General features: G+C 42.6%; 8 protein-coding genes and 2 pseudogenes. 2 read left to right on the forward strand and 8 right to left on the reverse strand.

Annotated elements, in window-relative coordinates:
• A complete protein-coding gene (gene pyk, locus XZ46_RS02355) occupies nucleotides 1-1,779 on the reverse strand; it encodes a pyruvate kinase (RefSeq protein WP_006668003.1) in 1,779 nt (592 codons plus the stop codon).
• A 511-nt stretch (nucleotides 1,780-2,290) separates the two neighbouring features.
• Here pyk and XZ46_RS02360 point away from each other — a divergent pair.
• Nucleotides 2,291-2,908, forward strand: a complete 618-nt coding sequence (locus XZ46_RS02360) for a hypothetical protein (RefSeq protein WP_006621783.1) — start codon at nucleotides 2,291-2,293, stop codon at nucleotides 2,906-2,908.
• A 1,182-nt stretch (nucleotides 2,909-4,090) separates the two neighbouring features.
• Here the strand turns inward: XZ46_RS02360 and XZ46_RS02375 are convergent.
• From XZ46_RS02375 to XZ46_RS02390, 4 genes are all read right to left on the reverse strand, one after another.
• A complete protein-coding gene (locus XZ46_RS02375) occupies nucleotides 4,091-4,507 on the reverse strand; it encodes a hypothetical protein (RefSeq protein ID WP_006667993.1) in 417 nt (138 codons plus the stop codon).
• A gap of 16 nt (nucleotides 4,508-4,523) precedes the next feature.
• Nucleotides 4,524-5,300 (reverse strand): GUN4 domain-containing protein, encoded by a 777-nt coding sequence (locus XZ46_RS02380; RefSeq protein WP_174447132.1) that lies wholly within the window; start codon nucleotides 5,298-5,300, stop codon nucleotides 4,524-4,526.
• Nucleotides 5,301-5,438: 138 nt separating this feature from the next.
• The gene (locus XZ46_RS02385) at nucleotides 5,439-6,704 is read right to left on the reverse strand and encodes a serine hydrolase (protein ID WP_006621760.1); all 1,266 of its coding nucleotides are present in this window, start codon (nucleotides 6,702-6,704) and stop codon (nucleotides 5,439-5,441) included.
• A gap of 7 nt (nucleotides 6,705-6,711) precedes the next feature.
• Entirely contained in the window at nucleotides 6,712-8,331 is a 1,620-nt protein-coding gene (locus XZ46_RS02390; protein ID WP_006621759.1) for a protein kinase domain-containing protein, read from the reverse strand.
• A 186-nt stretch (nucleotides 8,332-8,517) separates the two neighbouring features.
• Here XZ46_RS02390 and XZ46_RS02395 point away from each other — a divergent pair.
• Nucleotides 8,518-11,006: pseudogene (locus XZ46_RS02395) on the forward strand (FHA domain-containing protein).
• A 197-nt stretch (nucleotides 11,007-11,203) separates the two neighbouring features.
• Here the strand turns inward: XZ46_RS02395 and XZ46_RS02400 are convergent.
• From XZ46_RS02400 to XZ46_RS37435, 3 genes and pseudogenes are all read right to left on the reverse strand, one after another.
• Nucleotides 11,204-11,431 (reverse strand): hypothetical protein, encoded by a 228-nt coding sequence (locus XZ46_RS02400; RefSeq protein WP_008056676.1) that lies wholly within the window; start codon nucleotides 11,429-11,431, stop codon nucleotides 11,204-11,206.
• A gap of 5 nt (nucleotides 11,432-11,436) precedes the next feature.
• Nucleotides 11,437-12,338: pseudogene (locus XZ46_RS31445) on the reverse strand (IS630 family transposase).
• A gap of 60 nt (nucleotides 12,339-12,398) precedes the next feature.
• Nucleotides 12,399-12,533, reverse strand: coding sequence for a ParB-like helix-turn-helix domain-containing protein (locus XZ46_RS37435; RefSeq protein ID WP_008053518.1), 135 nt, complete (start codon nucleotides 12,531-12,533; stop codon nucleotides 12,399-12,401).
• Between the last annotated feature and the right edge of the window lie 451 nt (nucleotides 12,534-12,984).

The raw sequence follows: 12,984 nt of genomic DNA on the forward strand, positions 1-12,984 counted from the left end.
TTATACAGGATCAGGAGTCGAGGCAGTTGCGCCCGAGTAAACCACACCCCGCTGCATATCCAAAGTAAGAATCACCCCATCACGAATCACCTGGGTAGCATTTTTCACCCCAACAATCACCGGAACCCCGAGGCGCAAACCAATAACCGCCGCATGGCTAGTCAAACTATCAGCTTCCGTCACCACACCAGCCGCCTTACGCATAACCTCCACAAAATCCGCATTAGTTTGGGAAACCACCAAAATTTCTCCAGGGTTAAAATCACCCACCTGAGAAGGCTGGTTAACCACACGAGCGCGACCAGTAAAAGTTCCCTGACCGATAGCAGTTCCCTTACCGAGGACCGCCGTCACCACTTCCACCTTAACCAAATCCGTAGAACCCGCGACCCCCTGCAAAGTCCCAGCAGTAGTCACCACCAAATCCCCATCAGCGACAAAATCATTTTCCCGCGCCACATTAACCGCCGATTGGAAAGTCTGATCCGTAGAAGGTAAATCCAAAACCAAAAGCGGTTTAACCCCCCAAACCAAACTCAACTGACGCGCCACCTCCACATGGGGAGTAATCGCCAAAATCGGAGTTTGGGGTCGAAACTTCGAGACATTGCGAGCCGTAGCGCCAGTTTTAGTCAAAGTCATAATCGCCGCCGCATCTAACTGAATCGCAATTTGACTAACAGCCTGACTAATCGCATTAGGAATAGATCGCCCCGTATCCTCCACCTTGAGAACATTACGAGTAATCCCATCTCGTTCAATCCTGTTAGCAATTCTAGCCATAGTCGCCACCGCTTCCACCGGAAACTGACCCACAGCCGTTTCATTAGACAGCATCACCGCATCAGTACCATCAAGAATAGCATTAGCCACATCAGAAATTTCCGCCCTAGTCGGACGAGGATTGCTCACCATACTATCAAGCATCTGAGTAGCAGTAATCACCGGAATTCCCATGCGGTTAGCCGTCACAATCAAGCGTTTTTGCAAAAGTGGCACATCTTCAGCAGGTAACTCCACCCCCAAATCACCCCGCGCCACCATCACACCATTACACAGAGCTAAAATCTCCTCCATTTGTTCGATCGCCTCATGTTTTTCTATTTTGGCGATCACGGGAACATCCTTACCCGCACTAGCAATCAATTCTTTAATTTCCAAGACATCCTGGGGATTGCGGACAAAACTGAGAGCCACCCAATCGACCCCCTGATCTAAGCCAAACATCAAATCGCGCCGGTCTTTGTCCGTCATAGCTTTAATGGAGAGATAGACCCCCGGAAAATTAACCCCTTTACTATTGGAGAGGACACCACCGACGACTACCCGACAGTGTAGATCTCCCTTGTCTCGGTCTACTTTTTCCACCAGCATCTCCACCTTACCATCATCCAAAAGGATCGTCGCGCCATCGGGGACCTCATCAGCGAGAGGTTCGTAGGTAACAGAGGAGATCTCATGAGTTCCAGGAAGGTGACGGCTGGTGAGGATAAAATGATCATCTCGGTTCAATCTGATCGACCCCTGCTCGAATTTTCCTAAGCGAATCTTGGGTCCTTGTAAATCCTGAAGAATACCTACAGGCTTATTCAATTCAAAGGATACCTGACGAATCAAACGAATGCTGCGCTGGTGGTCTTCATGGCTACCGTGGGAAAAATTCAAGCGCAAAGTCGTGGCTCCCGCTTCAATCAACGCCTTGAGTACATCAGGTTTTTGGGTCGCAGGTCCAATGGTGGCCACAATTTTGGTTCTATGTATTAAGTTTGGCGATCGCATAACGTTAACTCAGTCCCAGGCGTTGATAGTTGTTAGTTTGGCGCACAAAATAGGTGTGCGGCTAGAATAACTTTTAAGAAAATTTAACCATGATCGTGACATATTTATCGCAAAACCCCCCTAGAATCTGACTGCGAGAGTATATGAATCGGTCCTAGCGCCGGACAGGCTAGGTCTAGGTAGCGCCTGCTCTAGGCTCGTTATTTGCCCGCGCGAACCTCCCTTCTCCCCCTGTGGTGTCTATTGATAAAAATGACCGTTTCGCGCCTCTAGTGGTGCTTTCTGACCGGGATTCAACCCTTAACTATGGGGAACCCGTGAGTTACTGTAGGGGCCTCACCCAGAGATAAATCTTGTTTTGGGCATCTCTCCAAGTACAATTGTAGTATGTTTGTCCCTGTGAAACAGAACACCACCATCTCTGACGGAAAAAATCGGTTTCACCGTAGTTTCACCGAACGGACAAAGAAGATTAGCCCCGGAAACTTAATGATTGGTAAAATTCGAGACAATGAAGCTCAATTTAGGCATTTATGCAGTAATCTGGTTAATGAGTAGCTACGTCTTGTTAGCGACTCCGGCGCAGTCGCAGCGTCCATCACCCTGTTCTAATGATAACCAAGAACGACCCTCCCAACGTCGCCGCCAAATTATTAACCGTGAATATGGTTTGCGCTTTGATATTCCGGCTAATTATTACACGGAACTACGAAGTGAGACGGGACATAGACAACAGTTATCTATTGCGGTTCGTAACCCTACTGATGTCGAGTTTTTGGAATGTGCAAGAAGGGAAGGAATGAGAGGCTATGGACACCAAGTTTCCGACGTGAGAGTTACGATTGAACCACGTCCTAGCAATATCAGTAATGTTCGTGATATTTTACGCGATGCGGCTGGAGGCGGTTACAGCCAGATTTTAGAGTCTAATTTTGGGACTATTGCGGGACAGGATGCGGTAATTTATACAGTGCAAACGAGTTATCCTGAGCGTTATCGGTATGCGCGGCTAATCCATCCTAATGGACGATATATCATTAGTATTGCGGCGGGTGATTATGGGGAAAGAATAGATGTGATTGATTTACAGGTGATGAACCTGATCATGTCTACGATGAGGATAGATTAGCAACTATACAGTAGGTAAAACCCAACACGATGCTTTTAATGAGTAGGAGAAAATGAGAAAGGCGATCGCCCAATTTGAGTAGGTTGGGTGGAGGTACGAAACCCAACGCCAGTTTTGGGAAGTAGGTTGGGTGGAGGTACGAAACCCAACGCCAGCATCTCTCAGTGCCAAAAAATGAGGCGATCGCCCAATTTGAGTAGGTTGGGTGGAGGTACGAAACCCAACGCCAGCATCTGTAAATGATGTTGGGTTTCACTGCGTTTCACCCAACCTACATGGCTAAAATTATTAATTATTAATTATTAATTATTAATTATTATAGTAGGTTGGGTGGAGGTACGAAACCCAACGCCACCATCTCTCAGTGTGAAAAAATCAGGCGATCGCCCAATTTGAGTAGGTTGGGTGGAGGTCACGAAACCCAACGCCACCATCTCTTAGTATGGCCTTTTTCCCCAATTTGAGTAGGTTGGGTGGAGGTCACGAAACCCAACGCCACCATCTCTCAGTGTCAAAAAATCAGGCGATCGCCTTTTTCCCCAATTTAAGTAGGTTGGGTGGAGGTACGAAACCCAACGCCACCATCTCTCAGTTATGTTGGGTTTCACTACGTTTCACCCAACCTACATGGCTAAAATTATTAATTATCAATTATTAATTATTATAGGTTGGGTGGAGGTTACGAAACCCAACGCCACCATCTCTCAGTTATGTTGGGTTTCACTACGTTTCACCCAACCTACATGGCTAAAATTATTAATTATTAATTATTAATTGTTAATTATTATAGGTTGGGTGGAGGTACGAAACCCAACGCCACCATCTCTCAGTGTGAAAAAATCAGGCGATCGCCTTTTTCCCCAATTTAAGTAGGTTGGGTGGAGGTACGAAACCCAACGCCACCATCTCTCAGTTATGTTGGGTTTCACTACGTTTCACCCAACCTACATGGCTAAAATTATTAATTATCAATTATTAATTATTATAGGTTGGGTGGAGGTTACGAAACCCAACGCCACCATCTCTCAGTTATGTTGGGTTTCACTACGTTTCACCCAACCTACATGGCTAAAATTATTAATTATTAATTATTAATTGTTAATTATTATAGGTTGGGTGGAGGTACGAAACCCAACGCCAGCATCTGTAAATGATGTTGGGTTTCACTGCGTTTCACCCAACCTACATGGCTACTCCTCTGCGATTAGCCGGTAAGCCGCGATTACTGGGGGTAAAGCAGTAAGCATTGCCATCAATCTTATGAATGTTCTGACGTAAGAAGCGATCGCAATTTCCTTCAGGAACAATAATCGTTTGATAGAGTCTTCGTCCTGAGAGATTTTCATAATAGGGAATCCAGAGAACCCCTAAATTCCCAAATCCATGCTCAAAATGAAGAGCCTCACCTCTTTTTTGAGCCTCTGCCTCAGTTTGCCAAGCCGACTCCGCAATCACTCTTCGACCTTCAAAATCAGCACTGCGCCAGTTAAGACGGGGATAGGCGAAAGAAGTCTCTATTGTGGCTAAAGTGCCAAATATTAAGCATAGAAAAGACAGGGCAAGTTTCTGCATTAGAAAATAAATAAATTTAGATTTCATAGTGTAACTTACGGGGTTAAAGCCTACATTCCAAAAACCGAGAATTTTCCACAACTACACCCCCACAAAAGCCAGGTGCTCTCCCTGAGTCACAGGCTGTGTAACAATGATTTACTGAATTTCCCGAATAACAAGGTAAATGTCCTGGAGGTGCTTGCAAATCAAATATAAAGTTCTGGTAATTCCTCTTAGAAGAAGGAGTAATCAACCATCCCAAAGCTGCATATAACCGAAGAGATGCTTGAAAAACTTCACGATTTCGCTCCCCCTCCATCAACCCTTGAAGTTGAGTAGTATTGAATTGCTCTCTCCAAACTTTAAGTTGAACACTATAACCAAAGTTTCCATTTGAGTGCTTCTTCCAAACCTCATCAATTCTCCTCAAATCTGAACAAGAAATTTGAGCAATTTCTTCTGGATGGATTTGGCTTCCTAAATTGCCCCATCTATTACCAACTTGCTTTATTAATTCCCAGTTTTGCTCATCAGCCTTACGCCAGTCTCCCTCCTGTGCAAAGTTTTCTAAACGAGAATACATAGCCTCCACATCCTGTCCTCCTTGGCTCTTTAAAACAGGCAAACTAGACCTAGTTATAAGAACATGGTATTGGCTATCTATTTTTGAATTAGCAGGAAATTGAACCAAAATAAGCCATAAAACAATGATTGATAATCCCCAAAAATAAAAAAACTTTTTGTATTTTATTAACTTCGGCTTGTGCATAGTCATAAGCTGAATGAATAGTTTTCCAATAATTAAATCAAGGAAAAGTGGAAAATTGATCGATGTCAATTCTAACTTTATCTATTTCTGTACCGTCCGCAATCTGCTGAATGTTGCCAGTCCCTGCAAAAACCCAGTCAGATACCCAAAATAATATCAGAAATACACCCCAATGATTGGCCAATTTTAAAAAACTCATTATTTTCTTTACTCGAACATTCTTTCATAAACTAAGCGTGAAATAATTGGAAAAAATTCCCAATCCTCTCCATAAGCAGCCCCATCGCCAAAGACTGATATAATATAGGCTCTATTTTTAGACCTATGATGAATTAAAGCGACTTCGAGCCGAGAATCATTAGTCCACCCGACTTTTGAATAAAAATCAATCTTTTGTCGATTTTGATAAATTCCTTTTCCTAAAAAACCATCAACTGAATCATATTCCTCGGGCTTCCAAACTTGAGGATTTAAATCTATTTTAAGCAGTGACATTATTTGCATTGATGTGGTTTGAGAAACAGCTTGATAAGTAGCAATTTCATACATTAATCTAGACGCATGTCGAGCCGTCATTTGATTACGAATTGGAGGCTGATTATCACCACGCATACGCAGATCCCATCCTTGAGGATAATTCATTCCCAAATAGGGGATGGGAAAATTTTTCTGACTGATATTTATTCCTGAATATCCTGATTTTTGAAAGAAATAATTGACAGAATAGCGTTTATTTAGCCAAGTTTGGTAGTCTTCTGTATGGGAAATAGATGTGGTATCAGTGATAAAATCTACAATTCGGCTAGCTGCTTCATTATCAGATTTTTGGATGAGTTTACAAATAGTAGTAACACATCCCATTTTTGGTAAATCAATTGGTTGAGGAGGAATGTTGCGCTCTGCTTGTAAGGAATAATACGCGACTAACCAAAACAATTTCGGGATACTGGCAGGATAACGAAAAACATCAGCTTGATAAGTGCCTTCAGTTTGTTTATTTAAATCAATCAAGTGTATAGATAAAGAATTAGTTGGAAGACCTCGCATTCTGGCAGTATAAACAACTTCATTAACAATATTTTGTAAATTATCATTGGGCTTAAAGTGAGTAGGATTAGTGACATTATAAACCCAATTGGGGTTAATACCTTCTCTTGATTCCAGTCTAGAAGTTATATTTAAATCTACAGAATCTGGAGATAAATCTATACTATTAGGTGGCTCTCGAAAAATTGTATTATCTAAATAGCGATCATTATTTAATGAAGGTTTAGGAGGAAATACAAAGTACAAAATAGCTGCTCCACTTAGTCCTAAAACTAAACTCACTGACATAACAATTGTAGTCCAAGCTAACCTTGATAAATGCTTTTTATTCGGGTAATTATTAGTCGCTAAATAGGCACGTCTCAATCCTTGACGTTCACCCTGATTTTTATGATTATTTTTGAAAAAATATTTATGCACAGCCATGATGTATTTAATCAACTTTTTGATACCAGGATATTTTTAACTGATTATTTTCTTTTTTTATGGTATATCGATATCTGGATGTACTGAAATAAGCATTATTGGGATCGGGTCTGCCGTTGCGATATAATGTGCCATCTTCTGTAACTATCAGCTCTATTGTTGCATTGTTTTCATCTGATTCAAAACGCTCTACAGAATCAACGCGCTGAATTCCATACTGATAATAAGCATTATTATTTTGTAGCCAATTTATGGGGCCATCGGCTTTAACTAAATCAGTGAGTAATGCACCTGTGGTTAAATTACGGGCAGCATCTCGACTATAAGGAGGTGCAAAAATTTTGGATTTAGACTGAAGCCATTGTTTAACTAATGCAACAGCTTTTTCTTCTGTAATAGATGGTATTGCTTGTACAGCAGGCTTTGGTGGCTGAGATTCGGCTTCTGATTCCGATTGCGATGGTGTCTGGCTTGCAGAAGCTGTAGTTGTCGGCTGAACCTCAACGGCTATAGGATTGTCTATTGCATTATCAGCAACACTATTCCAAAATCTTGAGACAAAAAGTCCAACAATAATGCAACTGCCAATTATTCCACCCGTTAATACTGCTTTAGCCCATTCTGGCATTGTTGATGGATTTTGTAATGCTGTCGGACTCATAGACTGAGCTGGAGAAAGAATAGTAGCTGCTTGACTTACGGGAACAGAAGAAACAATTGTTGGAGGTTGCTGGTTGGGATTGCTAGAAATTATTGTAGCTGTAGGTTGCCCAGTCCGGGAAACAGAAGTACCTGTATGAGATGTGAAATTCAGCGCAGCTCGCATTTCGCCAGCCGTCGAAAAACGCTTGTCTGGATGAGATTGAATAGCTTGTTCAATGGCGTTAGCAAAACTTGGTGTAATTGTCGGAACTTCAGAGCGCCAAAGGAGATTTCCGCTGAGAGGATCTGTTGAAAATTCTTGCGGAACTTTTCCAGTTAGGCAGAAAATGGCAGTCAATCCTAAAGCGTATAAATCACTGCTGTATATAGGGCGACCTATAGCTTGTTCACTAGCCATGAACCCCGGTGTACCAACAACCACCGATCGCGTCGGATTTCCAGAGTGACTCAGTACAGTTCCCATCGTCTCTTTGACGGCACCGAAATCAAGCAATACAGGTTCTAAATTGCTCGATCGCAGCATAATATTGTCAGGTTTAATGTCGCGATGAACAATTTGCTTACTGTGAACATATTCCAGAACAGACAGTAAGCTGACTAGCATGGCTCGGACAGAGCTTTCACGCATTGAAGCGTGGCGATGAACGTAGTCCGTTAAGGTTTGACCTTCGATCCACTCTTGAACCAGATAAAATAAGTCATTTTCACGAAAATAGGCGTAGAGGGTTGGAATTTGTTGATGAGCCGTTCCCAGTTCCTCTAAAATAGCAGCTTCTCGTTGAAACCGATCTTGTACTAATTGATAAATATCAGGATTATCCGTAACAGGCTTTAGTTGTTTAATGACGCACCTTCGCCCGGATGGCATTTGAGTATCTTCAGCCAGAAATGTTTCTCCAAAACCGCCAGAACCTAAAGGCTGAATGATTTGATAGCGGTGGTTTAATAAAGAATGGTCAGCCATAGTAATTCCTCAACCAGTTCATTGGTAAGTACGAACTGTCTTTATTGCTTATACCTATTTATTCCAACAATAACACGCTTAACTCTGAAACTCAAGCCAAGAAATATAAATTTTCTTTTAAGTTTTAACGGATTGACCTTGAAAAAATTTAAGATAAAAAACTTAATAGCATAGTTTTCATAACCCATGAGCCATAGTCTACCTAAAACCCAGCTTGAAAAATCTTCCGATCCATATCTGGAACTGACAAACCAGACCCAAACCGTCACATTTGCACTGACAAAGGCTCAACTGATACTTGGTAGGGCTACTGATGCAGATTTAAAGATTCCCGAAGACTGGTTAGCAATTTCTCGTTACCAGGCTACTTTAACTCGCAACGGCGATGAATATGAGATTTACGACGGTATCACCAAAAATGGTACTCGCCAACCCAGTCGAAATGGACTGCTTGTTGATCAACGCCGGGTAGGGGTTGTGGAATATTATCAATTATTCGACGGGGCTGAGTTGCAAATTGGTCAAGATCCTATGACTCTCATTCGTCTGAAATACCATAATCCCCAAAACCCTAAATTCATTGTCTCTAGCACCACGAGAAATCAATCAATTAGTATCAAAAACCGTTCGATTGTGCTAGGTCGCGACCCATCTTGTAACTTGGTTCTTGATTCTCCTGTAGTTTCCAGAAAGCACGCTGTCATTGACAAGTTTGATGGTGGGTACTACCAGTTATTTGACTACAGTACAAATGGTGTTTTCGTCAACGAACAGAAAGTCAATCAATCTATGCGGCTTCCCGATGGTTGCACAATTCGCATCGGTTCATTTATTTTGGTGTTGAGTGGCGATCGCCTCACCCTTCAAGACCGGGGGGATAAATTGCGTCTTGATGCTTGGGAAGTTACCCGCATTGTTTCCAAACATTCCCGAAACAGCCAAACTTTGCTCAATTGTGTTTCAATTCCACTCGAACCCGGTCAACTGATTGCAATTGTTGGCGGAAGTGGAACGGGAAAATCAACTCTTTTGAAGACACTGCTAGGTATTCAACCTCTTTCTGGAGGATATGTTTATTTAAACGGCTCAGACCTGCAACAAAATTTTAATATCTACCGTACCCAAATTGGCTATGTACCTCAAGAAGATATCGTACATAGAAATCTGACGGTTGATCGGGTTCTCACTTTTGCTGCTCAATTACGCCTTCCCCCTGATACAAATATTGAGGCAGTTATTCAAAAAACTCTGACTGAAATTGAACTTTTAGATCGACGGCATACCCTAATTAGCCAACTAAGTGGTGGTCAATTGAAGCGAGTCAGCATTGGCGTTGAACTTTTAGCAGACCCCAAGTTATTTTTCCTCGACGAACCCACATCAGGACTCGATCCAGGATTAGACAAAAAAATGATGCAACTTCTGCGAAAGTTAGCTCACTCAGAAAATCGAACTGTAGCTCTTGTTACCCATGCTACTGCAAACATCACTTTGTGCGATCGCGTTGCCTTTATGGGAAGGGGAGGAAATCTCTGTTACTTCGGACCCCCTAGCGAAGCTCCTAGTTTTTTTAATGTAGGACGGGATGACTTTGCAGAAATTTATAATGAACTGGAAAAGTCTCCAGAAGAAAATCAAGGCTGCTCCATCGAAGATTATTGCCAACAGTGGAATACTCGATTTAAACAGCATACTGACTACCAAAAATATGTCCGAGATGCTCTGATTATTCCCGGTAAAATTAATGCCAATTCTCCTGGAATAAATCAAGCAAATCAAACGACGACAAAATTCAAAGATAAACCAAAACAGGTTAAGCCTTCTGCTCTGAGGCAAATAAGGGTACTTTTACAACGAGACATCCAATTGGTTTTAGCTGACCGATTTAACTTAGGACTATCATTGCTAACTGCTCCCATTGGAATTGCCTTGATTACTTTGGCTATCCGCGAGCAAGAACCCCTGATTCTTGGCGACGGTTCCGATCCGACCCTGGCTCCTTTAGCTCTGCGCGTTCTATTTGTATTTACCTGTGCGGCTATTTGGGTCGGGTTGTCAGGATCATTGCAAACGATTATCCGAGAATCAGCTATTTATGCCCGTGAACGTCTTGTGAACTTGGGTTTGTTTCCTTACCTGGGATCCAAAATTCTGGTTTTATGCTTTTTAGGATTAGCGCAAACATTGTTAATGGCTGCGGTTGTGATACTGGGTTTTAAATCTCCAGAACCAACATTAATACCTTGGCTTATTGGACTCAGTATAACCACCTTTCTAACCTTAGTTACGAGTGGTTGTTTGGGTTGGGCAGTTTCCTGTTTTGTTCATAATGAGACTCAAGCAAATACAGCCCTTCCTCTATTGTTACTTCCTCAAATTATTTTTTCGGGAGTGTTGTTCAAAATGGAAGGAATCGGAAAAATTATTTCTTGGTTGATGCTCAGTCGTTGGTCTGTGGGGGCTTATGGGGCTTTGCTTTAGTTGATGTGAATGCAATGGTGCCGGAACCGATGAAAACTCCCGACGGGAGCATTATTCCTCAACCTTTTGAAGTGACACCTGTTTACGATCCAACCTGGTCTAATTTGAGTTTAAACTGGTTTTTACTTGGATTGCACGCAATTGTTTATTTGACATTAGCATTGTGGAAACAAAAGCAGAAAGATATTTTTTAATCTCTCCACAGTCATTGCATGAATGCCACATCAAATGAAAGTATAGCGTTTTGAATCTATGAAACTCTACTCCCATCTGCTCTAGGAAAAAGGAGCCACGCAGATTATGAGATGCTTCCAATAGAAGTTGCAATTTGACTTAGACATATAATAATTTCACCCTGATACCGTATGGGAAAATAAATCCTCAAAAATTTTCAATTGTCTTCATAAAGCAGTAACTTCAACCGTTTCAGCAGTCCCTCAATTTCAGAACGTTTTTGAGGGGATAGCCTAGCCTTTGAACGTCGGAATTGTTTGGCTAGGTCGGAGATCTCAGTTTCCAATTGGTCTGGCAGTTCTGATACTTTCGTTTCCTTCACCAATTTCTGCACCTGTCTCAGGGTCAATTTTTGACCGATCGCCTTTTCTATAGCATTAGTCAAGGTGGTTAGGACGCAGCTTTGAGAACGGAATCCATGGCATCATGGAGAGAATCAAACTGCTCAATGCAGTGGCGAATACGGGCTTTCAGCCACGACCAACATTTCTCTATCTTGTTGAGGTCTGGCGAATAAGGTGGTAGATAGAGTAAACGGCATTGAGCTGAGCTGCCTCCACCCCACCAGTTCAGCAATCCGTCCCCCTTTATGAAACGTTGCATTGTCCAATACTAGAGTCTGACCTGGCTTCAATGTTGGAATTAAGATGAACTCCAACCACAACTCAAACACTGTCCGATTACAACAACCCTCAAAGCTAAAGGGAGCTAAGAGTTGTTGATGACACCATGCGGCTATCATACTTACCCTGCCCTGCCTCTTCCCTGATTTGAGTGCATGGAAGCGTTTTCCTTCCTCGCAGTAACCATAAGGGTAATCCGAGTCCTGACTATTCATGGCGGCTTCATCGAGGTAAGGTAGACCACTTCTTCCGGCTCCATCTGTTCAATCCAATCTGAGCCATAAACTCCTCTCGCTGTTGCTCATCACGTTCTTGGTAGCCGTAAGTTTTTTTTTCTGGTGAAGCCAATTTTCTTCAAGGCTCTGCTCTGGATATGGTGCGAGGAGAGATGTCGTCATCCCAAAGTTCAGCCATTTGAGCTGCTGTTTTGTCGCCATGCTCTTGGGCAAAAGCCTTGAATTTTTCCCAGTCGGTAATTTTGTGGTTATTGCCAGGTCGGTGATGAGGTTTAGGGAGGAAGTCTCCGGTCTGTGCTTTTCTTTGCAGCCAGAGATTAATGGTGTTCCTGCTGACATGGAAAACTTGACTGGCTTCTGTTTTGGGCATACCGTCTAGTTCAATGGCATCAATAACTTTTTGTCTGAGGTCGTAACTATAGGGGGCTGGCATTTTTGGTCTTCTTAGTCATCTCGTCCTCTCCATTATACGTCCTAAGTGTTCTGTCTTGTGCTATAGTAGCGCCAACCTTTCCTCCTCGGACTTTAACTTGGCTATTTCCTTCGCTTTGGTGTAATCAATATCGCCCTCACCCAGAGCTTTCAGAATTTCCGGTGGCAGTTTCAACAGTGGTAATTGATTGCTCACGAATCAATCCCACGACATTCGACCCAGAGAGTCAAATGTGGATTTGACAATTTCGGCTTCCGATGTACCCATAGCGCTATGGGTAGTTACTTTTTTCTTAGCGTCGTTTTTCATTCGGTGCAGTAGCGTAGCGATCGCACCTTTTCCACAGAGTCATTTAAGTTGATAGCCAACAGCCGCAAAATCGCCTCGGTTTCCTCAATCGGGTTCAAATCCTCCCGCTGGATATTCTCAGTCAGGTAGTGCCTAATATGTAATGATAGAGGTGTAGTGCGAAACGTTTAGGAGACAAAATAAGGCTGCAATGCCTGAAATAACCTCCTAGAGGGGCTTCAACCACCCCTTAACTGTTTATATGTCACAACGCTTAGGCGTTATGAATCTAAGCAAGGCAGGGGACTCAAGGTCAATCCCATTTGAAGAAATCGCAATATACCGTCCAAGTATACCT

This window comes from Limnospira indica PCC 8005 (genome assembly GCF_000973065.1).
GTDB classification, from domain to species: Bacteria; Cyanobacteriota; Cyanobacteriia; order Cyanobacteriales; family Microcoleaceae; genus Limnospira; species Limnospira fusiformis.

Bases quoted from the DNA above. Each gene is read 5' to 3' on its own strand.
- XZ46_RS02385 (WP_006621760.1), bottom strand. From the start codon at position 6,704: ATGGCTGTGCATAAATATTTTTTCAAAAATAATCATAAAAATCAGGGT.
- XZ46_RS02360 (WP_006621783.1), top strand. From the start codon at position 2,291: ATGAAGCTCAATTTAGGCATTTATGCAGTAATCTGGTTAATGAGTAGC.
- XZ46_RS02390 (WP_006621759.1), bottom strand. From the start codon at position 8,331: ATGGCTGACCATTCTTTATTAAACCACCGCTATCAAATCATTCAGCCT.
- pyk (WP_006668003.1), bottom strand. From the start codon at position 1,779: ATGCGATCGCCAAACTTAATACATAGAACCAAAATTGTGGCCACCATT.
- XZ46_RS02375 (WP_006667993.1), bottom strand. From the start codon at position 4,507: ATGAAATCTAAATTTATTTATTTTCTAATGCAGAAACTTGCCCTGTCT.